Genomic DNA, 21,647 nt, shown 5'->3' with positions numbered 1-21,647 from the left:
GATGCGGAAGATACTCATAGTCGGAGCCGGTCAGTCCGGGCTCCAGCTCGCTCTCGGACTGCAGTCCAGAGGGTACGAAGTCACCCTCATGTCCAACCGTACGGCCGACGAGATCCGCTCCGGCCGGGTCATGTCGACGCAGTGCATGTTCCACACGGCCCTCCAGCACGAGCGGGACTACCAGCTCAACTTCTGGGAGTCCCAGGCCCCGCGCATCGAGGGCCTCGGTGTCTCGGTCGCCGGTCCGGACTCCTCGCGCGCCGTCGACTGGGTCGGCCGGCTGGACGGCTACGCACAGTCCGTCGACCAGCGCGTGAAGATGGCCGGCTGGATGGAGACCTTCGCCCAGCGCGGCGGACAGCTCGTCATCCACGGCGCGGCCGTCTCCGACCTGGACTACTTCTCCCGCACCTACGACCTGGTGCTGGTCTCGGCCGGCAAGGGCGAGCTGGTGTCCATGTTCGGCCGGGACGCCTCCCGTTCCCCGTTCGACGCCCCGCAGCGCGCCCTGGCCGTGGCGTACGTCCACGGCATGGGCCCGCGCCCCGAGCACCCCGATTTCGACGCGGTCCGCTGCAACCTGGTCCCGGGCGTCGGCGAACTCTTCGTCATGCCCACCCTGACCACCTCGGGCCGCGCCGACATCCTGTTCTGGGAAGGCGTCCCGGGCGGGCCGCTCGACGTCTTCCAGGGCATCAAGGACCCCTCCGAGCACCTGGCGAAGACCCTGGAGCTGATGGAGCGGTTCACCCCGTGGGAGTACGCCCGCGCCACCAAGGTCGAACTGACCGACGCCAACGGCACCCTGGCGGGCCGCTACGCCCCCACGGTCCGCAAGCCCATCGGCCGGCTGCCCGGCGGCGGCCTGGTCCTCGGCGTCGCGGACGTCGTCGTCGCCAACGACCCGATCACCGGCCAGGGCTCCAACTCAGCGTCCAAGTGCGCGAACGCCTACCTGGACTCGATCATCGAGCACGGCGACCGCGCGTTCGACGCCGAGTGGATGCAGGCCACCTTCGACCGCTACTGGGAGACCGCCCAGCACGTCACCAAGTGGACGAACGCGATGCTCGGCGTCCCGCCCGAGCACGTGCTCAACCTGATCGGGGCCGCCGGACAGCTCCAGCCGGTCGCCGACCGCTTCGCCAACGGCTTCAACAACCCGGCCGACTTCGAGAACTTCTTCTTCGACCCGGAGAAGACGAACGCCTACCTCGCTTCGGTATCCGGGGCGTGATCGCTTGACCGTTTGATCGCTCGGTGATCGATGAGTGATCGGCATGAGCGATTGATCGTTTGGCTGATCGATCGACCGGTCGACCGATCAAACGATCACGGCCTCCGTGTCCGACGCCCTACGCGTCGGGTGCGGAGGCCTCTCCGTATCCCCGGTCCGAACCGGCGGAGGCGCCGTCGGGGAGTTCCGGCGGGGAGTACGAGGCCAGCGGGGTGCCCTCCGGATCGGGGCGGACCGCGCCGAGCAGCGGGTTGGCGGCCAGGGGCGAGACCTTCACCACGGAGCCGGGGCGGGGCGCCTGCACGACGAGGCCGTTGCCGATGTAGATCGCCACATGGGTCGCCTTGGGGAAGTACACGATCAGATCGCCGGGGCGCAACGCGCTCACCGAGACCTTCCGCAACTGCCGCCACTGCTCCTGGGAGGTGCGCGGGATGGCACGGCCGGCGCTCGCCCAGGCCTGCGAGGTGAGGCCGGAACAGTCGAAGGAGTCGGGGCCCTCCGCCCCCCAGACGTACGGTTTGCCGATCTGCCGGATCGCGTACCGGACGGCCGCGCCGCCCTCCTGCGTCGGCGGCCGGGACGAGGACAGCGCACCGGAGGCGACCAGTGCGTCCTGGGCCCGGTCCGTGCCCTCCTGTTCGAGACGGTTCACACCGGCGAGCTGGTCGGTGGAGAGCGAGGCCAGCAGGGCCTCCACCTCGCCGAGCCGGGTGCGCACCGCGTCGCGTTCCTTCTTCTGGCGCGCCGCCAGGACCTGCGTGCGATCCAGGACCGCACGCGAGGACTTCGCGAGTGCGGCGGCCCGCTTCTCCGCACCGTCGAGCCGCTTCATGACGGCCACCCGGCCGGCGGCCAGCCGCTGGATGACCTGTCCCTGGTCCAGTGCGGTCGCGGGGTCGCGCATCAGCAGCAGCCGCAGATAGAGGGAGAGATCGGAACGGCCCTGGTACTGCTCGCGGGCCAGCCGGCCCGCATCGTCCCGGCTGCGGGACAGCGCGAGCCGCGCGGTGACCAACCGGGCGTCGAGCTTCTTCGCCTCGGCGGTCCGCTTCTTCAGCTCGGCGGCCGTCCCGTTGTACGTCTCGGTTGCCTCCTCGGCCTGCTGGTAGAGGCTCTGGAGCCGGGTCAGCAGCGCGGGGACACCGGTCGGTGCGGTCTGCGGCCCGGCCGCCGGGGCGGCGGGGTCCGAGGGGCCGGGCGGGGGCGCCGGAGCGGCGGCGGCCGGTGAGGTCACGACGACGGCGGCCAGCGCCGCCGTGCCGATGGAGCGCAGGAGCCTGCCCGACACGACATCACCTCCGGGAACGGGGTGAATCGTGCGACTACCCCATGAGTGAGCGCAATTCGTCCATACGCTCACTCACCGAGGGGCGATGCAAGAACCTCCGGGGGTGGCGGCCGATCGATTCGCCCGACCGGCCGACCGCTGACTGATCGTTCGGCCCGTTGCGTGATCGATTGACCGCTTTGCCTTTCCATTGATCGTTTTGCTGATCGGCCGATCGATTGACCGATCGCTTCACCAAACGAAAGTCAGTCGACAGGGAAGGCGTAGACGACGCGGCCGCGCCGCACCAGGGCGGTCCGGCCGAATGTCAGCACCTGGTATCCGGCGGTGACGGTGCCGCCCTGGGGGTCCTGTTCGCCGACGTCCTGGAACTTCCACAGCCGTCGCCCGTCCGCCGCAGCGAACGCGGTGACCTGGCCGGTGCTCGCCGCGAGCAGTGTGCGGCCCGAGCCGCTGACGGCCAGCGAGGGCGCCGAACCGTTGGGCACCGCTTCCGTGGAACGGCGCCAGCGGAGCTTGCCGGAGGCCCGGTCGACGGCGCCGACCTCCTGGTTCCGGCTGGTGGTGTGCAGGGTGGCGCCCGCCTCGACGGAGGGTCCGAAAACGGAACCCGGTGTGCCGTTGAGCGTCCACTTCGGCCGGCCGGCCGGGGTTTCGAAAGCGCGCAGGTCGTCGCCGACCGCCGCGAAGAGCGTGCCGTCGGCGTCGCCCGTCGCCGCGTCGTCGGGCGTCACCGTGCCGAAGGACTTGGTCCAGCGGAGCTTGCCGGTCCCGCGCTCGAAACAGCGGAAGACGGCTTTGCCCTTGGCCGCTTTCACATCGGCCGGGGTGAGCGTGGGCCGACTCTGCCGTACGACGATGTCGTCCGGGCGGACGGCGGTCAGCCGGTACACCGGGGCGGCCGGGCCCCGGCCGGTCGGGACCGGGGCGCGCCACAGTTCCTTGCGCTGCTCGACGTCGTACGCGAACAGAAAGGACTTGACGACCTTCTTGTCCTTGCCGGGCTTCTTGCCCTTCTTCGGCTTGGGCGCCTTCACGGTGACCTGGTGCGAACCGGTGAACCAGACGTTCGCCCCGGACGCGCCGACGATCTGCGCCACGGCGAGGCCGGGCGCGTTCTCGAACCCGTCGGCGTACGCCACCCGGTGGGCGACCTTCCCGTCCTTCGCCGCCAGCCACAGGAACTCCGAGGGCCCCGCGACGAAGCAGAACTCCTTACCGGCCTCCAGGGCCGTCTGGCCCTTGGCGGCGTCGGGGCTCTCCCAGATGCGGCGGCCGGTGTTCAGGTCGACGGCGGAGGCGTGGTTGTCGCCCGTCAGGACGAGCAGCCGCTCGTTCCAGAGCGCGGCGGTGAGCGGCGACGGTTCGGCCGCGGGCAGGGTGTGGATCCAGCGCGGCTGCGGCGCGAGTCCGGCGACGGTCGGCCGGCTCGGTGCGGGCGCGGGCTTGGCGTCCGGCTCGGGGGCCGTCTCGTCGTCTCCCAGCGCCAGGGCGCCACCGCCCCCGATCACCAGTCCCGCCACACCGGCGGCGGCCCCGATCAGCAGCGTCCGCCGGTCGACCGGTGCGGCCTTCACCGCGGGACCCGACGCACCCGGACCCGCCGGAGACACACCCTCGGGCATGCCACCGCCCACCACCGGAGGCCGCACCTCGGACGAGGCCGAGGCCGAAGACGGAGCCGGGGAAGCCGGCGCCGGTACGGGCAGCGGCTGCGGAGCCGCCGACAGATCGGGCCCGGACGGCAGTTCACGCGGTACCGACAGCTGGGCCGTCACCCGGTCGGGCCGGGGCGCCATCGGGTCGATGACCCCCAGCTGCGCGGTGCGGGTGTCCCGGACGGCCGGGGGAGTATCTGTGACCGCCGCGTCCGCGATCTCCGCGCTCTCGGCCTCCGCACCCGCCCCCGCCGCGCCGTCCACCGGCGCATCGGCGACGACCGCGTCCTCGACCGGCCGCTCCTGGGCCGGGCCGTCCGGTGCCTCCAGCTTGCGGGCCGCCGCTTCCTGATCGGTCACCGCCGTGGCGAGAGGGGCCGGGAGCCAGCCGCCCCGGGCGAGGCCCGCGGCGCCCTCCAGGGCGAGGTCAGCGGCGACGGTGCCCGCCTCGGGGCGGTCGGCGGGGTCCTTGGCCAGACAGCGGGCCACCAGATCGCGCAGGGCGTCCGGGACCTCGTCGAGGCGGGGTTCGGAGCGGGCGATCCGCTCGGCGGCCTCCTCGGCGGGGCCGTCGGCCAGCGGGGTGCTGCCCGTCGCCGCGTACGCCAGCAGCAGGCCGAGGACGAAGAGGTCGGAGGCCGGTCCGGCTTCCTGGCCGGTGACCTGTTCGGGGGTCAGATAGTCGAGACGTACGGAGAGCTGGCCGCCGGGCCGCGCCTCGGCTGCGGCCGCCGCGCCCAGGGGGCCGAAGGCGGTGAGCCGGGGGCCGTCCTCCGCCAGGAGCACGGTCCGGGGCGCGAGGCCCTGGAGGACGGCGCCGGTCGCGTGGACCCGGGACAGGGTCTCGGCGATGCCTGCGCCCAGTATCCGCACGGCTCGTTCGGGGAGCGGCCCGGCGAGGTCGATCGCCTCGGCGAGCGTCAGGGCCGGGACGTAGGGCGAGACGGTCCACAGCCCGTCCGCGTCGTCCGCCGTGCCGTCCGGGGTGTCGATCCGGGGCGCGACCCAGCCGCCGGCCAGTCGGTCGGCGGTGCGGGACTCGGCCTGGAAGCGGCGCCGGAAGGCGGGCAGTTCCGCCAGGCCGGGCCGGGCGGCGGTCACCACGACGAGGTCGTCCCCGGAGGCCTCCCGCGCGAGGTACTGGAGGGCGGCGGCCGTCTCGCGGAATCGCGCCAGCACCGTGTACGGGCCGAAGCGGCGTGGATCGTCCTGACGCAGCGCCTCCATGGCGCACCCCCTCTTGACCGTCCCTCGGACCTGAGCGCCGATCTTAGAGGGTCCGCCGTGCCCTGCGCGGGGGCGGTCAGGCCCGCTTCGACCAGGGCCACTTCGGGCGGTGCGGTCCCCGCCCCTCGGGGACGTACTCGTACACCCAGCCCCGCTGGATGCCCAGCCGCGGTGTATGACCGGCCGGAGCCCTCCGGTACGCGTGCACGGTGGCCGGGGCGTCGTCGGTGGCCGGGACCGGGACCTCGTACCACTTGGGCGGGTGACCGGTCGCGCCGACCAGGACGGGCAGCACCCGGCCGTCCAGCGGGCCGCCGGTGAAGCGGGTGTTCTCTGATCTCACCGCTCCAGTCTGACCGATCGGCGCACCGGCCGGCCGACGGCCATTCGATCAATCGATCAGCGCACCGATCAATCGATCAATCGATCACCGGCGCTTACGAACGAAAGCCGAGCGAAAGTCGGACCGCTCGGAGGAACCGCTCCGGCACACCGCTCATGCCTCGCCCGACGGCAGCAGATGCTCCGCCACACCGACGAGCGGTGCGAGCCGCTCCGCGAGCCGGCCGGCCGGACCGGCCGCGGTTTCGAGGGGCAGGAGGGCGGCCACGGCCTCGGCGGTGCGCGTGTCGGTGGCGGCGGTGACGGCGAGGAGGCCGATGAAGTGGTCGACGAGCCAGTCGCGCAGCTCTTCCGGGTGGGGCCGCTTGCCCTCGTCGAGCCAGATGAGCGAGGCGGCCTCGACGGCGGCGATCCAGGTGCGGACCATCATGCGCAGCCGGGGCGCCGGTTCGCTGTTCTCGTCGTGGCCCAGGTGGAGGAGGATCTGTTCGGCGGCGGACCGCCGTACCTCGTCGACGATGGTGCTCGTCCGGGACGTCTCGGCGACGCTGCCGCCGCGCAGGAGGGCGCTGAAGCCGGCGTCGTGCTCGTCGACGAAGGCGAGGTAGCGGTCCAGGACGCGGGTCACGCGCTCCGTGGGCGGGCCCATGGCAGGCTCCGCGAAGCAGAGCTTCAGTTCCTCGGCGGCGGAGCGCAGCGCGGCTTCGTACAACTGCTGCCGCCCGCCGGGGAAGTAGCGGTAGACCAGCGGGCGCGAGACTCCGGCGACGGACGCCACCTCGTCGAGGGAGACCTCGTCCGGTGCCCGGTGGGCGAAGAGCGTGAGGGCCGCACCGAGGAGCTGGGTGCGGCGTTCCTCGACGCTGAGCCTTCGGTACGCACGGCTGGGCGCTGCGGCTGCGGCAGGGGTCATAACAGGCAGCTTAGGTCCTCGTCCGCGGAACGGGCCGGGCCGCAGCGACGGATGCGGGGCCTCATGCGAGCAGTCCCGACTGCTTCCAGAGCCTGCGGCCGACCCCGTTGAGGACGCCGATGTCGTCGAAGAAGTCCGTCAGTTTCCTGGCCCCGGTCTGCATGACCTCCGCGCGGTGGCCGCTCGCCCGGACCTGGGCGACGGCCTCGCGGCGGTCCAGGCCGACGTGCTCGTACACCTGGGGGTTGACGAAGCAGACGGAGAAGACGCGGGCGGCCTCCCCGCAGTTGAGGCGGGTCAGTTCGCGCTGCCAGCGCGGGGCGGTGATCATCTGGCGGCGCAGTTCCTCGCGGGCGTACCGCACGTGCCGGGCCTCCTCGATCACATGGATGCGGGTCACCCCGCGCACGAGCGGCTGGACGCGCTCGTCCGGGAAGGTCAGCCGCTGCATCCAGTCGAGGATCTCCTCGCCGAGGAGGGTCGAGGCGAAGGAGCCCGGGGTGGTGGAGACGGTCTTCAGGACGCGGGCGAGGTTGTGGTAGCGGCGCGGTACGGAGTAGCTGGGGGAGCCGCCCCAGGTGATCATCCGGCCGAACATCATCGAGTGCCGGCACTCGTCGGCGATTTCGGTGAGCGCGTAGCGGACGTGGTTGCTGACGACGGGCTTGTCGTAGATGTGCCGGACGAGCAGCTGCATGAGGATGATCTCGAACCAGATGCCGAGGGAGGCCAGCGAGGCGGCTTCGTGCCGGGACAGCTCCTGGCGCTGCTCCTCGGACATCCGCCGCCACATGGGGGTGTCGTACAGGGAGAGCAGCTCGGGCGGCCAGAACCACTTGCCGTCCACGGGCGGGGTGTCCCAGTCGAGCTCCCGGTCCGGGTCGAAGGAGTGCTTGGCGGAGGCCTCCAGGAGACGCAGGGCGACCTGTTCGCGGTCGCGGAGCGGGCCCAGTGCGTCACGGAGCAGCTGTACATCGCGTTCGGTCGCGGTCGTCATGGCGGGACGTGCCTCTCCCAGGGGTTACCGGCGGTCACCCACTATGAGACGCCCTGTCAGCAAGCCAGTCAATCCCCTTGCGTGCGACTTGTTGACCCGGCGTCTACCAACGTGTGAACCTGCCAACTGAGCCGGGAACCAGGTGACTTACCGGAGTATCGCGAGGCGAAGGAGCCGTCCGTGTCGACACACGACCTCTACACCACCGCCCCCGAGGAGCCGCTGTGGACGGTGCCCGCCACCGGCGCGGCCCGCTTCAGCTGGGACTACGACGACGGCCGCGAACGCCTGCTCGCCCTCTACCAGAAGGGCAAGGACAAGCAGTGGGACGGCAACAAGCGCATCGACTGGAGCCTGGAGGTCGACCCCACCGACCCGCTCGGCACCCCCGACGAGGCACTGACCCTCTACGGGACGCCGCACTGGACGAAGATGACCGAGAAGGACCGGGGCGAGCTGCGCAAGCACTACACCTCCTGGCAGTTCAGCCAGTTCCTCCACGGTGAGCAGGGCGCGATGATCTGCGCCGCCCGCATCGTGGAGTCGGTCCCCGACCTGGACGCGAAGTTCTACTCCTCCACCCAGGCCATGGACGAGGCCCGGCACGCCGAGATCTACGGGCGCTTCCTCCACGAGAAGATCGGGATGCTCTACCCGGTCAACGACAACCTCCAAGGACTCCTCGGCGACACCCTGCGCGACTCCCGCTGGGACATGCCCTACCTCGGCATGCAGGTCCTCATCGAGGGGCTGGCACTCGCCGCGTTCGGCATGATCCGCGACACCACGACCAAGCCGCTGCCCAAGCAGATCCTCGCGTACGTCATGCAGGACGAGGCCCGCCACGTGGCCTTCGGCCGCATGGCCCTGCGGGACTACTACAAGCAGCTCGGCGAGGCGGAACTGCGCGAGCGCGAGGAGTTCGTCATCGAGGGCTGCTACCTGATGCGCGACCGGCTCAGCGGGGTGGAGGTGCTGGAGAACTTCGGCATCCCCAAGCAGGAGGCAAAGGACCTCTCCGAGCACTCGGAATTCCTCCAGCTCTTCCGCAAGCTGCTGTTCAGCCGGATCGTGCCCTGCGTCAAGGACATCGGCCTGTGGGGCGAACGCCTCCAGAAGGCCTACGTCGACATGGGCGTCTTCGACCTCGGCGACTCCAACCTCGACCTCCTCATGGCCCAGGACGAGGAGATAGCCGAGGAACTGGACCGCCAACGCTTCGCCGCCGAGGAGCAGGCCCGCGTCGCGGAGGTCGCCGAGGCGATAGCCGAGGGCGCCTGAACCCTCGGCGGCACGAACCGCTCGTGGTCCGAACCGCCCCTGGCCCGACCCGCCGACGGGACGCGGCCGGAAACCGCTGTACGGTCCCGGGCCGGTGGCGGGAGGATACGTGCGTGTCCACCGAAACCACCGCCCAGGACCTCGCCGCCGCCCGCCGGAGCCTCGAAGCGCTCGCGCTCGGGGACGCCTTCGGCGAGCGGTGGTTCCCGCTGTTCACACCTCCCCGGCAGGCGGTCAACGCGATCCGGGCGCGTCGAATCCCCCGGGAGCCCGTCTGGCACTGGACGGACGACACCGCCCTCGCCCGCGCCCTGAACCGGATGCTCGACGAGTGCGGACGCGTCGAACAGGACCGGCTCGCCCTCCTCTTCGCGCTCGCCTTCGACGCCGACCGGGCACGGGGGTACGGCCACGGCATGCACCTGCTGCTGCCCCAGCTGCTCACCGACCCGGCCGAGTGGCGCACCCTGGCCCCCGGGCTCTTCGAGGGCGGCAGCCTCGGCAACGGGGCGGCGATGCGCGTCGCCCCGCTGGGCGCCCGCTTCCACCACGACCTGGACCTCGTCGCCGAACAGGCCACGCTCCAGGCCGAGGTCACCCACGCCCACCCCGAGGGGATCGCCGGCGCGGTCGCCGTCGCCGTCGCGGCGGCTCTCGCGGCGGAGGGCCGCCTCACGCTCGCCCGGGTCGCCGGGGCGACGCCCCCGGGCACCGTGCGGGACGGTCTGCTGCGCGCCACCGAGGTCCCCTTCGACACCGCGCCGTGGCGCGCGGCCGACCTCCTCGGCAACGGGCAGCGCATCCGCGCCGACGACACCGTGCCGTTCGCGCTGTGGACCGCCGCCCGCCACCCCGGCGATCTGGAGGCGGCGCTCTGGGCCACCGCCGAAGGGCTCGGGGACGTCGACACCACGTGTGCCATCACCGGCGGGGTCGTCGGCGCGGCCACCGGCGTGGAGGGCATGCCGGAGAGCTGGCTGAGCCGGCGTGAATCCCTTGACTGACCCGACCGCCGCCGTCCGGGGCACTCGAAATCGTGTTCGCCCCGATGCCGTAACTTGGGCGCCATGACCACCCCGCCGCCTCCGCCCCAGGACCCGTACGGCTCGCCGCAGGACCCGTACGGCCCCCCGCCGGGTCCGTACGGTCCCGCGCAGCCGTCCCCGCAGCCGCAGTACAACCCGTACGCACAGCCGGGGCAGCCCGCCCCGGGGCAGCCGCCGTACGGGTACGCGCAGCCGGGGCAGCCGTGGGGCGGTCCCGGGTTCGTCCCCGTGCCGCCGCGGCGCAGGCGGACGGGGCTCGTCGTCGGGATCGTGGTCGGCGCCCTGGTGGTGGCGGGCGGCATCACGTTCGGCGTCGCGCGGCTGCTGGACTCGGCGGTCGAGAAGGGCGACCTCCCGACGGTCGGCGCCTTTCCGGAGGCCAAGTACCGGCTGACCGTGCGGAAGACGCTCCTCGACGACGAGTACAGGCTGGTGAAGGACTCCTCGGCGACCGACGGGCGGGAGATCGAGGACACCTACGACCCGTCCATCAGGGACGCCAAGGCCGTGGTCGCCCAGTACGCCTCCGACGACGGCGGCAGCCTGATCGTCTCCGGCATGTGGGGGCGTATCAAGAGCCCCGCGTTCACCCGGGAGAAGATCCTGGAGGGCGCCACGCAGAACGACGGCATGACGATCGCCGTCGCCGCCCGCGACTTCCGGCCCGAGGGCTACGACGTCACGGTCTCCTGCCAGGTCGTGCGCTCCGTGCAGGGAGGCGTCACCAGCACCCTGCCCATGTGCGCCTGGGGCGACGCCAACACCGCGTCCTTCGTCGCCGTCGTCACCCCCGAGACCGCCGTCCAGGCCCCCGAGAAGGTCGACCTGGACAAGGCCGCCCTGGACGCCGCCCGGGTCCGTGCCGAATCGCGCGAGCCGATCGGCGGCACGGCGGCCGGCTGAGGGACGCGCCTCGGGGCCGTACGAAATCCTCACCACGTACGACTCCGCAGGCCGAACGCCCCTCAGGACCCAAGGAGTCCCCGCAGGGCCGAACGGGCCCCGCAAGACCCCGAGCCCCGCAAGACCCCGAGCCCCGCGAGGCCTCCGACCCTCGCGAGGCCCCCGACCCCCGCGAGGCCGGCGGCTCCTCAGGGTCGCACGGTCCCCAGCACCCGTTCCGCCGCCGCGGCCATGGCGAGCAGGGCGGCGTCCGCGCCCCGGTCGGCGACCAGTTGGAGTCCGACGGGGCAGCCGTCCCCGGTGAACCCGGCGAACAGGCTCGCCGCCGGATGTCCGCTCAGGTTGAACCCCCAGGTGAGCGATGTCGAGAAGGTGTCACCCGGGCCGTCGTGGCCGTGCGGGCGGTTGGGGGTGACCGGGGTCAGGAGGAGCGGCGTGCGCGCGAAGAAGGCGTCGAGTCTTCGGTCGTTCTCCTCGCGCGCCTCGGCCAGCTCTCGGGGCACGTGCCCGGCGCGCACCGCCTGCCAGACCGGCGCCGGGTCCAGCAGCGCGCACGCGGGGCCGGTGAGGCTGACGACGCCCGCCGCGACGAGCCGGTCCACCGCGCCCCGCACCACCGCCGCCACCTCCGGTTCGACCTCGGCGTAGCCGAGGCCGGGGCTGTGGGCGGCGGGCAGCGGGAGCGTCACGGGGGCCGGGGCGCAGCCGTCCAGGACCGCGCGGAGGTACGTCTCCGCGTCGGCGGCCGTCCGGGCCAGTACCCCGGGCGCCGCCAGCCCGGACCGGTCGGCGGACGGCAGCAGCCCGTTCGTCGTCTTCAGGCCGAACACCCCGCACCAGGCGGCCGGGATGCGCACCGACCCCGCCCCGTCGCCGCCGGTCGCCAGCGGGACCGAGCCCGCCGCGACCGCCACCGCCGCCCCGGCCGACGATCCGCCGGGGGTGCGGTCGGGCCGCCACGGGTTGAGGGTCCGGCCGCGCGCCCCCAGCCCCCAGGTCTGCCAGGGCGTGCCGGGGCCCGGCACCGACGTCGAGCCGACGGGGACCGCGCCCGCCGCGATCAGCCGCCGCGCGGCGGGGGAGCGCACGCCGGTGCGGCCCTTCACCGCGAACGGCAGTCCGCCGAGGGGGAGACGGGCGGCCCCGGGCACCCGGGCGAGCGCCTCCTGGTGCCAGACGTCGAGGAAGGCGTGGAACCGCCCGTCCGCGCGCTCGGCCGCGGCCAGTGCGCCCGCCACGTCCCGGAGTGCGTCCATCGCCTGACCGCCCGCCTCTCGGATCACGCGCCCCGCCCCGGTCCGGGCGGGGGTTCGCCGGCACGCTCTCAGTCTCCCAGGGCCGCTTCCATCACGGAACGGGCGATCGGGGCCGCGCTGCCGCCGCCGCTGATATCGGCGCGGTCGGCCGCCGCGTCCTCCACGACGACGGCCACGGCGACCGCGGGGCGGCCGCTGTCGGGTGCCTGGGCCCAGGAGATGAACCAGGCGTACGGGGTGCCCGAGTTGTCCACGCCGTGCTGGGCGGTGCCGGTCTTGCCGCCGACGGTCACCCCGTCGATCGCCGCGTTGGTGCCGGTGCCGTCGCGCACCACGTCGATCATCATCTGGCGCAGCCGCATCGCCGTCATCGGGTTCATCGCCCGGTGGTACGTATGCGCTCCGGTGGTGCGGACGGTGGAGCCGCCGTGTGTCGTGGTGCGTTCGACGAGGTGCGGAGCCATCAGTTCGCCGCCGTTGGCCACGGCCGAGGCCACCATCGCCATCTGCAACGGCGTAGCCGTGGTGTCGAACTGGCCGATCGAGGACAGGGCCAGCTGGTCGTCGCTCATCTCCGTGTCGAAGTTGCTCTTCGCCACCCCGGACGGGATCCGCAGCCCCGTGTCGTTGAAGCCGAAGCGCCCGGCGGCCTCCACCATGCCCTTCAGCCCGACCTCCACCCCCAGATGGGCCATCACGGTGTTGCAGGAGACCCGGATCGCGTCGGCCAGCGAGGCCTCCTCGCAGCCGCGCGACTCGTTGGGCAGCGTCGTGGTGGTGCCCGGCAGGACATAGGGCACCGGGGTGTCGGTCGGCGCGTCCGGATCGGTGACGACCTCCGCGTCGAGCGCGGCCGCCGCCGTCACGATCTTGAACGTGGAGCCGGGCGGATACGTCTGCCGGATCGCCCGGTTCAGCATCGGCAGGCTGTCCGCCGCGTTCAGCTCGCGCCAGGCGTCCGTGACGGCGGTGCCGGTGCCCGAGAGCAGCCCGGGGTCGTAGGACGGGGTGGAGACCAGTGCCAGGATCCGCCCGCTCGTCGGCTCGACGGCCGCCACCGCGCCCCGCCGCCCGTCGAGCCCCTGGTAGGCGGCGCGCTGCACGGCCTCCCCGATCGTGGTGACGACGTTCCCGCCCGGCTGCCGGCCGCGGGTGATCTCGTTCCAGAACGGCAGCGGCGCCAGCATCGGATCGGTGCCCGCGAGCACGTCGTCCTCGGCGTTCTCCAGCAGGGTGGTGCCGTACGTCTGCGAGGCGTAGCCCGTCACCGGCGCGTACAGCGGGCCGTCGCGGTAGGTGCGTTCCCAGGCGAGCTGTTCGCCGGTGTCCTTGGAGCCGGTGACGGGCCGTCCGCCGACCAGGATGCTGCCGCGCGGCTGGTCGTAACGGGCGATCGTGGTGCGGCGGTTGGCGGGGTTGTCGTCCAGTTCGTCGGCGTCGAGGACCTGGACGCGGGCCGCGTTCAGCAGGAGGGCCACGAGCAGCAGCAGACAGAAGGCGGCGGCGCGCCGGATGTAGCGGATCACGAGCCGGCTCCTTCGGGGGCGGGGGCGACGACTCCGGTCTCCACCCGGTCGGGGCGCGGGCGCCGGGCGAGATCGCTGAGGCGGATCAGCAGGGCCACGATGATCCAGTTGGTGACCACGGAGGAGCCGCCCTGGGCGAGGAAGGGCATCGCCATCCCCGTGAGCGGGATCAGCCCCATCACCCCGCCCGCGATGACGAAGACCTGGAGCGCCAGGATCGAGGCGAGTCCGATGGACAGCAACTGTCCGAAGGGGTCGCGCAGGGCCAGCCCGGCGCGGTAGCCGCGCGCCACCAGCAGCGCGTACAGCAGGAACACCGCCGTGAGCCCGGCCAGGCCCAGCTCCTCGCCGGCCGTCGCCAGGATGAAGTCGGACTTGGCGGCGAAGCCGATGAGGACGGAGTGGCCGAGGCCGAGCCCGGTGCCGAGCATCCCGCCCGCCGCGAACGCGAACAGCGACTGGGCGAGCTGCCCGGGGCCCCGCCCGGCGTCGATGGAGGCGAACGGATCGAGCCAGTCCTGCACCCTGCTGTGCACATGGGGTTCGAAGGAGCCGACGACGAAGGCCCCCACGGCGGCCAGCAGCAGTCCGACGGCGATCCAGCCGGTCCGCCCGGTCGCCACGTACAGCAGGATCACGAAGAGGCCGAAGAACAGCAGCGAGGTGCCCAGGTCCCGTTCCAGGACCAGGACGCCGACGCTGATCAGCCAGATCGCCACGATCGGGCCGAGCACCCGGCCGGTGGGCAGCCGCAGGCGCTGGGCGGTGCGCCCGGTGTACGCCAGCGCGCCGCGGTTCGCCGCGAGATAGGCGGCGAAGAACACCGCGAGCAGGATCTTGGCGAACTCGCCGGGCTGGAAGGAGAACCCGCCGATCCTGATCCAGATCTTGGCCCCGTTCACCGCCGGGAAGAAGATCGGCACGATCATCAGCACGAGGGCCGCGGCGACCGAGAGGTACGCGTACCGCTGGAGCACCCGGTGGTCGCGCAGGAACACCACCACCGCGATGAAGAACGCGACCCCGAGCGTGGACCAGACGAGCTGGGTCGGGGCCGCCCGGTCGTGCGGGGTCTCCAGGTCGAGCCGGTAGATCAGCACCAGCCCCAGCCCGTTGAGCAGCACGGCGATGGGCAGGAGCAGCGGATCGGCGTACGGGGCGCGCAGCCGGACCGCGAGATGCGCCAGCAGCGCGAGCAGCCCCAGCCCGCCGCCGTATCCGAGGACGTCGGGCGGGACCGCGTTGTCGTGGGCCAGACCGACGGCGGTGTAGCCGTAGACGGAGAGGAGGACGGCCCCGATGAGGAGCGAGAGTTCCACGCCGCGCCGCCGAGGCAGGCGCAGCTCGGGCGGGGGAGCGTCCGCCGTCGATGCGGTCATGCCCCGCAACGTAGCAAGACGTGGGGCTTATTTCCCTTATGTCATAGATGTCATGGTGCGGAGGTTCGCAGGTCCCGCGCCGTGCCGCGCGGGCCCCGTCGCGCCCTCAGTGCTGACGGGGCCGGTCGCCCTGGGCCCCGGGGGCGCTTCCGGGCTGCGGGCTCCCGCCGAACGGGTTCCCGTCCTGCGACGCCACGTGCTGGGCGAGCAGCTGGTCGGCCTGCTCCTTGGGGATGCGCTGCTCCCCGCCGCAGAAGGTGCACTGCGTGGCGTACTTCGTCGAGAACGGGAACAGCGGTACGAAGAACAGCGTGAACTTCGTCACCCGCTTGCGCAGCGTGTGCGCGGCCGGGTTCCCGCACCAGCCGCAGACCAGCGTGAGGATCGCCAGCTGGTACAGATAGCCTCGCGTGCCGAAAATGATCATGTCGTGGGTCCCTTCCCCGTATCACCCAGGAGCGCCCGGCGGCAGAGCGCCAGCAGCTTCTCGTCCTCGTATGTGTCATGGCTGCCGTAGCCGCCGTCCATCGCGTTGTGGCGGCGTACGGAGGCGAGTTCGGCCCGCAGCACCCGCGCCGCGTCCGGCCCCGCGCAGGCGGCCCCCGCCCGTGCCAGATGCCCGGCGACCCGGACCCTGACGTGACGGTTCTTCTCCCAGGCCGCGAGGAGCACCGGTACGGATTCCCCGGCCCGACCGGAAACCTCCCACAGCGCGATCGCCGCGTCCACCCGCAGCCACAGCTCCTCGTGGCGCAGCAGCCCCCGCAGCCGGGGCGCCTCCGCCGCCGCCTGCCCGCCGAGCCGGCCCAGCGCGCCCGCCGCCGCCCGCCGTTCGTTCACCTGCTTCGCGCGCAGCCCCTCGGCCAGCACCGGCAGCACCGCCCCGGCATCGCCCTCGACCGCCCACAGCGCCTGCGCGGCCTCGACCGCCGCCGCCGTACCGGCCCGGCCCATCAGCGCCCGCAGCTCCGGGACCGCGCACCGCGCCGCCGGCCCGAACGAGCCGAGCGCCCGCAGCGCCGCCGTCCGCAGCCAGTCGCCCCGGTAGGCCGGCGCCCCGCGCAGCAGCCGCAGCACCTCCGGCGCCGCCTCGCCCGCCCGCAGCGCCGTCAGCCCGGCGAGCAGCGGACTCGCCCGGTCGTACGCCTCCTCGTCCAGTGCCACCTCGCCCAGCCGGCGGCGCAGCGCATCGGCCAACGGCCGGGCGGCCTCGCCGAGATGGGCGAGGGCGTACCCCACGTCGTGCGGCACCTCGGACCGCTCCAGGGCCGCGCCGAGCGCGGGCAGCGCGCGGACGTCGCCCAGCCGGGCCAGGGCCTTCACCGCACTGCCCAGACAGGGCGGCCCGCTCGCCCACTCCTTCACCCAGCCGTCCGGATCCGCCGCCACCCGGGCCGCCAGCGCGTCGGCGGCCGGCGCGGCCAGACCGAACAGCTCCTCCAGGACGTGCGAGGCGGCCTCGGACAGCCGAGGCTCGTCCGAGGCCAGCTGCTCCCCGACGAGCCGGACCAGCTCCCCGTACGAACCGCGCCAGGTGCGGATCAGCCCGCCGCTCATCCGCACCGCGTCGATGCGCTGCCCGGGGTCCGGGCTGCACAGCTGGTCGGTGAGCAGGGCCGTGCGGTCCGCGATCCGGTCGTCCAGGCCGACGTGCAGGGTGCGCAGCAGATCGGCGGTCCACGGCGCGGTGCGCCCGGCCCGCTCCTCGGCGGACAGGGACCGCAGCTGTCCCAGCAGGGTCACCGGCGCGGCCTCGGTCCCGGCCGGCTCCTCGCCGTGCGCCTCGGCGGTGCGCGGGCCGCTGTCGCCGGGGTCCGTCCCCGGCGCGTCCCCGGGCTCCCCGTCGGGCGCCGAACGCAGCTGCCGCAGGAGTCCGGCGACCACCCGCACCACATCGCCGGGCAGTTCCTCGGGGGCGCACCGGGCGAGCTGGGCCAGGGCGGCCAGCCGGAGTCCCGGCGGATGCGCCCCGGCGGCCAGCCGGCCCAGGCACGCGGCGCTGCGCCCGGCCACCGGGCGGTGCCGCAGGGCCAGCCGCCCGGCCGCCTCGACCAGGGCGAGGCGCACCTCCTCGTCCCCTTCCACGGTGATCCGCTCGCAGAGCACGGTCAGCACCCTGGACGGGTCGCCGTGCAGCGTGGCCAGGGCCAGGGGCGCGCTGACCCGGACGCCGGGGTCGTCGTCGGCCAGCAGGGCGAAGAAGGCCTCGGAGCCCGCGCTGACGGCGGCGGCGGCCATCGCGTAGTTCGCCGCGCCGTCCGCCTCGTCCGCCGCCTCCCCGATGTCCTCCTCGTCGACGTCGATGCCGCCGATGCTGGTCAGCAGCTCGACGACACCGCCCCGGTCGGGGACGCGGGGGTCGGCGACCAGCTCGAACAGGAACGGGATGCAGGCGAGCGTGCAGGCGTAGACGTCGCCCTGGTGGTGCACCGCCCCGTACATCCCGTCCAGCGCGGCCTCCCGGCGCACCGGATCGGCGGACGCGAGGCCCTGGAGCAGCCCCGGAACGTCGTCGGCGGGCCCGTACGCATGTTCCATCGAGGCCCAGTCGACCTCGTCGATCCCCGCGAACACGCCATCGCCTCCCCACGGTCTCCCTTGCGCAGTGTCTGCGCAGAGTGTGCACCACCGCTCGGACAATCCGACCGCCCCCGGCCAGCTTTTGGCCTTGCGCATGACAATGGGGGTGGCCATACGGTATATCCCGGCCGCACACGGCCACCGCACCCCCGCCGGCTATCCGGCGTCGGGCACCGGACGTCCCCGGTCCGCCTCGGTGAGCGGGGCGAGCAGATCGCCGTGGAGCGCCAGCCGCCCGGCCATGTCCCCGGCGAGGAACACCAGGTCACGGGCGTCCCCGCACTCCTCGATCTCCGTCCAGGTGACCGGTGCCGACACGGTGGGCTCGGCGCGGGCGCGCAGGGTGTAGGGGGTGGCGGTCGTCTTGGCCGCCGCGTTCTGGCTGAAATCGACGAACACCTTGCCCGGCCGCAGCGCCCGCCGCATCCGGTGCACCACCAGCTCGGGCAGCTCCCGCTCCGCCCGGACGGCGAGCGCCCTCGCGTACGCCGAGACCCGCGCGGAGGGCGTGGGCTCCACCGGGACGAGCAGATGCAGCCCCTTGGAGCCCGAGGTCTTCCCGTACGCCTCCAGGCCGTCCGCCGCCAGACGCTCGCGCAGCCAGAGCGCGACCCGGCAGCACTCCACGACGGTGGCCGGCGCCCCCGGGTCCAGGTCGAACACCATCCGGTCGGCCGTCCCCGGAGCCTCGGCCCGCCACTGCGGGGTGTGGAACTCCACCACCAGATTGGCCGCCCACATCAGGGACGCCAGCCCGTCCACGACGACCTGCCGGGCACTCTCCTTCTCGTGGTGCGGCACCGGGGCGGTGCGTACCCAGGACGGCGTACCGGGCGGCGGGTTCTTCGTGAAGAACAGCTGCCCGTCCGGACCGTCCGGATAGCGCAGGAAGGACAGCGGCCGGTCCCGCAGGTGCGCCAGCAGGGGACCGGCGACCGTGGCCGCGTAGTAGTGCAGCACCTCGCCCTTGGTGGTGCCCGTGGCCGGGTACAGCACCTTGTCCAGATTGCTCAGCGCCAGGCGCCGCCCCTCCACCTCTGTGATCGGCGTCATACGATAAGAGTCACACGAAATACAGATCTGTACGGATTTGTACGGATGGAACGGAAGGGGTGACCGGTGAGGTCCATATGGAACGGCGCGATCTCCTTCGGGCTGGTCAGCATCCCGATCAAGCTGGTCAACGCCACCGAGAACCACTCCATCTCCTTCCGGCAGATCCATCTCGCCGACGGCGGCCGGATCCGCTACCGCAAGGTGTGCGAGATCGACGGCGAGGAGGTGGGCTCCGGCGAGATCGGCAAGGCGTACGAAGAGGCCGACGGCACGATGATCCCGATCACCGACGAGGATCTGGGGTCCCTGCCGCTGCCCACCGCCAAGACCATCGAGATCGTCGCCTTCGTGCCGGCCGACTCCATCGACCCGCTCCAGATGGACGCCGCCTACTACCTCTCCGCCAACGGCGTACCGGCCGCCAAGCCGTACACCCTGCTGCGCGAGGCGCTGAAGCGGAGCAACAAGGTCGCCCTCGCCAAGTACGCGCTCCGCGGCCGTGAGCGCCTGGGGATGCTGCGCGTCGTGGACGGCGTCATCGCCATGCACGGGCTGCTCTGGCCGGACGAGATCCGGGCCCCCGAGGGGGTCGCACCGGAGGCCGACGTCACCGTCCGCGACGCCGAACTCGACCTGGCCGACGCCCTGATGGACACACTCGGCGAGGTCGACATGGACTCGCTGCACGACGACTACCGCGAGGCCGTCGAGGAGCTGATCGCGGCGAAGGCCTCCGGCGAGGCCCTGGAGCCGGCCGCCCCCGACTCCTCCGGCGGCAAGGTCATCGACCTGATCGCCGCCCTGGAGGGCAGCGTCCGCGCGGCGAAGGAGGCGCGCGGCGAGGAGACGGGCGACGGGGAGGGCCCGGTGGCCGAGGTGACCCCGCTCTCCGGACGCGGGAAGTCCGCCCCGAAGGGGGCCGGGGCGAAGAAGAAGACGTCCGGGTCCCGGAAGCCGGCCGCGAAGAAGAGCGCGCCGGCCGGCCGGTCCGCCGCCAAGAAGAAGACCGCCGAGAAGAGCGCCGGTGGGACCAAGAAGGCCGCCGCGAAGAAGACGTCCGAGCGGCGCACCCCGCGCAAGCGCGCCTCCGCCTGACCCGTCCGCCCGGCCCCTCCGCCCGTACGCCGTACGCCCGTCGACGCGCCCGTCATCGCCCCAGGGGCTTGCGCGCGGCGCCCCGCGTCCCTAAATTGAACACCGACCAATTGGTCACTGTTCAATTCTCGGGGAGGGGTGGTTCCGGTGGCGGTCGACGCAATGGCGGGGACGGGGACGGGGAAGACGCGCGGAGGTCCCGGGCGCCGGGTGGTGTGGGCGCTGGTGGGCGTGCTGCTCACCGCGTTCCTCAGCGCGCTCGACCAGACGATCGTGTCGGTCGCGGCGTTCCCGATCGCCACGGACCTCGACCCCGTCGACGGGGTGCGGCTGATGCCCTGGCTGATCACCGCGTACATGCTCGGCTCCACGGCCACCCAGCCGCTGTACGGCAGGATCTCCGACCTGTACGGGGCGAAGCGGGTCTTCGTCGCGGCGGCCGGGATCTTCCTCGCGGCCTCCGCACTCTGCGGGACCGCCGGATCGATGGGGCAGCTCATCGCCTGCCGCGCGGTGCAGGGCATCGGGGCCGGCGGCCTCTACAGCGTCTCGCTGATCCTGCTGGGCCGGGCCGTCCCGGCCCGCGACCGGGCCAAGTTCCAGGGCGTCGGCGGTCTGGTCATCGCGCTGGCCACCGTCGCCGGCCCGCTGATCGGCGGCTTCCTCACCGGCGACCACAGCCTGTTCGGCCTGCACACCTCGTGGCGCTGGCTCTTCTACGTCAACCTGCCGATCGGCATCGCCGGCATCACCATGGTCGTCACCCTGCTGAAGCTCCCCGAGGCCGCCGGACGCGGCAGCCACCGCATCGACGTCGCCGGCGCGCTGCTCGTCGTCGCCGCGACCTGCGCCCTGCTGCTGATGACCACCTGGGGCGGCCACACGTACGCCTGGTCCGACCCGGTGATCCTCGGCCTCGCCGCCGCCGGCGTCCTGCTCCTCGGCCTCTTCGCGCTGCGCCAGAGCCGGGCCGCCGAACCGCTCATGCCACTGCGAATGTTCCGCGAACGCACCGTCGCCGTCGCCACCCCGATGCTCTTCGTCACCGGCTTCGCCCTCATGGGCGCCATCACCTACGCCGCCCTCTACCTCCAACTGGTCAAGGGCCTGACGCCGGCCGCCACCGGACTGCGCCTCATGCCGATGATCGTCGGCATCATGGCCTCCTCCATCGGCTCGGGCCTCGTCATCTCGGCCCGCGACGGCCGCTACAAGATCTTCCCGGTCATCGGCACCGCCGTGGCCGCCGCCGGACTCGGCGCCCTCGCCACCCTGCGGGCCGACAGCGCGTACGCCGTCCTCGCCGTCGGACTGCTGCTCCTCGGTCTCGGCCTCGGCCTGCTGATGCAGGTCCTGGTCCAGGCGGTCCAGAACACCGTCCCCGACCGCGAGCTGGGCTCCGCCACCACCACCGCCACGTTCTTCCGGACGATGGGCCAGTCCTTCGGCGCCGCGGTCTTCGGCGCGATCCTGACCAACCAGTTCGCCTCCCGCGTCGCCGCGAGCACCGTCCCCGGACTGCACGGCCGGGACCTCGCGCCCGAGCGGCTGGCCGCCCTCCCGGAGCCCGCGCGCACCGCGGGGCTGGACGCCTTCACCTCCTCCCTGGGGGTCGTGTTCGTCACCGGGGCCGTCATCATGCTGGTGGCCCTGGCCCTCTCCTTCTTCCTCAAGGAGATGCGCCTGCGGGAGATCGACGACATCGACGCGCTCATCGGGGACAGCGGCGAGAGCGGGGAGCCGGGGCGCTCGTCGGCCGAGGACCCGGCAGCGGATGATGGGGGCGCGCAGGGCTCCGGAACAGCTGAGGTCCGTGACGAAGGGACGGGACGGCGCGATGCCGCTGCAACGGTCTGAACT

General features: G+C 73.0%; 17 protein-coding genes. 6 read left to right on the top strand and 11 right to left on the bottom strand.

Annotation, left to right across the window (positions count from 1 at the left end):
* Position 1: 1 nt before the first annotated feature.
* Positions 2 to 1,237, top strand: coding sequence for a styrene monooxygenase/indole monooxygenase family protein (locus tag ACZ4FH_RS04685; protein ID WP_467302224.1), 1,236 nt, complete (start codon positions 2 to 4; stop codon positions 1,235 to 1,237).
* Positions 1,238 to 1,355: 118 nt separating this feature from the next.
* Here the strand turns inward: ACZ4FH_RS04685 and ACZ4FH_RS04680 are convergent, their stop codons facing one another.
* The 5 genes from ACZ4FH_RS04680 to ACZ4FH_RS04660 form a co-directional block, all read right to left on the bottom strand.
* The gene (locus tag ACZ4FH_RS04680; protein WP_467302223.1) at positions 1,356 to 2,528 is read right to left on the bottom strand and encodes a C40 family peptidase; all 1,173 of its coding nucleotides are present in this window, start codon (positions 2,526 to 2,528) and stop codon (positions 1,356 to 1,358) included.
* A gap of 245 nt (positions 2,529 to 2,773) precedes the next feature.
* Complete coding sequence (locus ACZ4FH_RS04675; RefSeq protein WP_467302222.1) at positions 2,774 to 5,413, bottom strand: outer membrane protein assembly factor BamB family protein; 2,640 nt, start codon at positions 5,411 to 5,413, stop codon at positions 2,774 to 2,776.
* Positions 5,414 to 5,489: 76 nt separating this feature from the next.
* Complete coding sequence (locus ACZ4FH_RS04670) at positions 5,490 to 5,756, bottom strand: hypothetical protein (protein ID WP_383634977.1); 267 nt, start codon at positions 5,754 to 5,756, stop codon at positions 5,490 to 5,492.
* Between the two features lie 153 nt (positions 5,757 to 5,909).
* The gene (locus ACZ4FH_RS04665) at positions 5,910 to 6,668 is read right to left on the bottom strand and encodes a TetR/AcrR family transcriptional regulator (RefSeq protein WP_467302219.1); all 759 of its coding nucleotides are present in this window, start codon (positions 6,666 to 6,668) and stop codon (positions 5,910 to 5,912) included.
* Between the two features lie 61 nt (positions 6,669 to 6,729).
* Positions 6,730 to 7,665 (bottom strand): AurF N-oxygenase family protein, encoded by a 936-nt coding sequence (locus ACZ4FH_RS04660; protein ID WP_467302217.1) that lies wholly within the window; start codon positions 7,663 to 7,665, stop codon positions 6,730 to 6,732.
* A 180-nt stretch (positions 7,666 to 7,845) separates the two neighbouring features.
* Between ACZ4FH_RS04660 and ACZ4FH_RS04655 the strand changes: the two genes are divergently transcribed.
* The 3 genes from ACZ4FH_RS04655 to ACZ4FH_RS04645 all read left to right on the top strand — a co-directional run bounded on the left by ACZ4FH_RS04655 (position 7,846) and on the right by ACZ4FH_RS04645 (position 10,895).
* The gene (locus ACZ4FH_RS04655; protein WP_467302216.1) at positions 7,846 to 8,946 is read left to right on the top strand and encodes a ferritin-like domain-containing protein; all 1,101 of its coding nucleotides are present in this window, start codon (positions 7,846 to 7,848) and stop codon (positions 8,944 to 8,946) included.
* Between the two features lie 113 nt (positions 8,947 to 9,059).
* Positions 9,060 to 9,950 carry an ADP-ribosylglycohydrolase family protein gene (locus ACZ4FH_RS04650; RefSeq protein ID WP_467302214.1) on the top strand — a complete coding sequence of 297 codons (891 nt, stop codon included), beginning with the start codon at positions 9,060 to 9,062 and terminating at the stop codon, positions 9,948 to 9,950.
* A gap of 63 nt (positions 9,951 to 10,013) precedes the next feature.
* Complete coding sequence (locus ACZ4FH_RS04645) at positions 10,014 to 10,895, top strand: hypothetical protein (RefSeq protein WP_467302212.1); 882 nt, start codon at positions 10,014 to 10,016, stop codon at positions 10,893 to 10,895.
* A gap of 188 nt (positions 10,896 to 11,083) precedes the next feature.
* Here ACZ4FH_RS04645 and ACZ4FH_RS04640 read toward each other — a convergent pair whose 3' ends face one another.
* The 6 genes from ACZ4FH_RS04640 to ligD all read right to left on the bottom strand — a co-directional run bounded on the left by ACZ4FH_RS04640 (position 11,084) and on the right by ligD (position 18,689).
* The gene (locus ACZ4FH_RS04640) at positions 11,084 to 12,151 is read right to left on the bottom strand and encodes an amidase family protein (RefSeq protein WP_467302210.1); all 1,068 of its coding nucleotides are present in this window, start codon (positions 12,149 to 12,151) and stop codon (positions 11,084 to 11,086) included.
* A gap of 68 nt (positions 12,152 to 12,219) precedes the next feature.
* Complete coding sequence (locus ACZ4FH_RS04635) at positions 12,220 to 13,677, bottom strand: peptidoglycan D,D-transpeptidase FtsI family protein (RefSeq protein WP_467302209.1); 1,458 nt, start codon at positions 13,675 to 13,677, stop codon at positions 12,220 to 12,222.
* Positions 13,674 to 15,056 (bottom strand): FtsW/RodA/SpoVE family cell cycle protein, encoded by a 1,383-nt coding sequence (locus ACZ4FH_RS04630; protein WP_467302207.1) that lies wholly within the window; start codon positions 15,054 to 15,056, stop codon positions 13,674 to 13,676. Before ACZ4FH_RS04630 ends, ACZ4FH_RS04635 begins: the two co-directional genes overlap by 4 nt.
* Before the next feature lie 106 nt (positions 15,057 to 15,162).
* Complete coding sequence (locus tag ACZ4FH_RS04625) at positions 15,163 to 15,483, bottom strand: zinc ribbon domain-containing protein (RefSeq protein ID WP_383634993.1); 321 nt, start codon at positions 15,481 to 15,483, stop codon at positions 15,163 to 15,165.
* Positions 15,480 to 17,630 (bottom strand): HEAT repeat domain-containing protein, encoded by a 2,151-nt coding sequence (locus ACZ4FH_RS04620; RefSeq protein WP_467302205.1) that lies wholly within the window; start codon positions 17,628 to 17,630, stop codon positions 15,480 to 15,482. The genes ACZ4FH_RS04625 and ACZ4FH_RS04620 overlap by 4 nt, the downstream gene beginning before the upstream one ends.
* Before the next feature lie 162 nt (positions 17,631 to 17,792).
* Positions 17,793 to 18,689, bottom strand: coding sequence for a non-homologous end-joining DNA ligase (gene ligD / locus ACZ4FH_RS04615; RefSeq protein WP_467302204.1), 897 nt, complete (start codon positions 18,687 to 18,689; stop codon positions 17,793 to 17,795).
* A gap of 66 nt (positions 18,690 to 18,755) precedes the next feature.
* Here ligD and ku point away from each other — a divergent pair, with 66 nt between their 5' ends.
* Both ku and ACZ4FH_RS04605 read left to right on the top strand, forming a co-directional pair.
* Positions 18,756 to 19,787, top strand: coding sequence for a non-homologous end joining protein Ku (gene ku, locus ACZ4FH_RS04610; RefSeq protein ID WP_467302203.1), 1,032 nt, complete (start codon positions 18,756 to 18,758; stop codon positions 19,785 to 19,787).
* Positions 19,788 to 19,934: 147 nt separating this feature from the next.
* Positions 19,935 to 21,644 (top strand): MFS transporter, encoded by a 1,710-nt coding sequence (locus ACZ4FH_RS04605; RefSeq protein ID WP_467302202.1) that lies wholly within the window; start codon positions 19,935 to 19,937, stop codon positions 21,642 to 21,644.
* Positions 21,645 to 21,647: the final 3 nt, after the last annotated feature.

The sequence above is a fragment of the Streptomyces sp. NPDC024555 genome, from assembly GCF_055559335.1.
The sequence above is the reverse complement of the archived record's forward strand: the minus strand, read 5'-3'. Positions and strand labels throughout refer to the sequence as shown.

What these genes read in the sequence shown, in the direction of transcription:
- ACZ4FH_RS04685 (WP_467302224.1), top strand. Translation starts at nt 2, where the DNA reads ATGCGGAAGATACTCATAGTCGGAGCCGGTCAGTCCGGGCTCCAGCTC.
- ACZ4FH_RS04675 (WP_467302222.1), bottom strand. Translation starts at nt 5,413, where the DNA reads ATGGAGGCGCTGCGTCAGGACGATCCACGCCGCTTCGGCCCGTACACG.
- ACZ4FH_RS04665 (WP_467302219.1), bottom strand. Translation starts at nt 6,668, where the DNA reads ATGACCCCTGCCGCAGCCGCAGCGCCCAGCCGTGCGTACCGAAGGCTC.
- ACZ4FH_RS04660 (WP_467302217.1), bottom strand. Translation starts at nt 7,665, where the DNA reads ATGACGACCGCGACCGAACGCGATGTACAGCTGCTCCGTGACGCACTG.
- ACZ4FH_RS04645 (WP_467302212.1), top strand. Translation starts at nt 10,014, where the DNA reads ATGACCACCCCGCCGCCTCCGCCCCAGGACCCGTACGGCTCGCCGCAG.
- ACZ4FH_RS04640 (WP_467302210.1), bottom strand. Translation starts at nt 12,151, where the DNA reads ATGGACGCACTCCGGGACGTGGCGGGCGCACTGGCCGCGGCCGAGCGC.
- ACZ4FH_RS04630 (WP_467302207.1), bottom strand. Translation starts at nt 15,056, where the DNA reads ATGACCGCATCGACGGCGGACGCTCCCCCGCCCGAGCTGCGCCTGCCT.
- ACZ4FH_RS04625 (WP_383634993.1), bottom strand. Translation starts at nt 15,483, where the DNA reads ATGATCATTTTCGGCACGCGAGGCTATCTGTACCAGCTGGCGATCCTC.
- ligD (WP_467302204.1), bottom strand. Translation starts at nt 18,689, where the DNA reads ATGACGCCGATCACAGAGGTGGAGGGGCGGCGCCTGGCGCTGAGCAAT.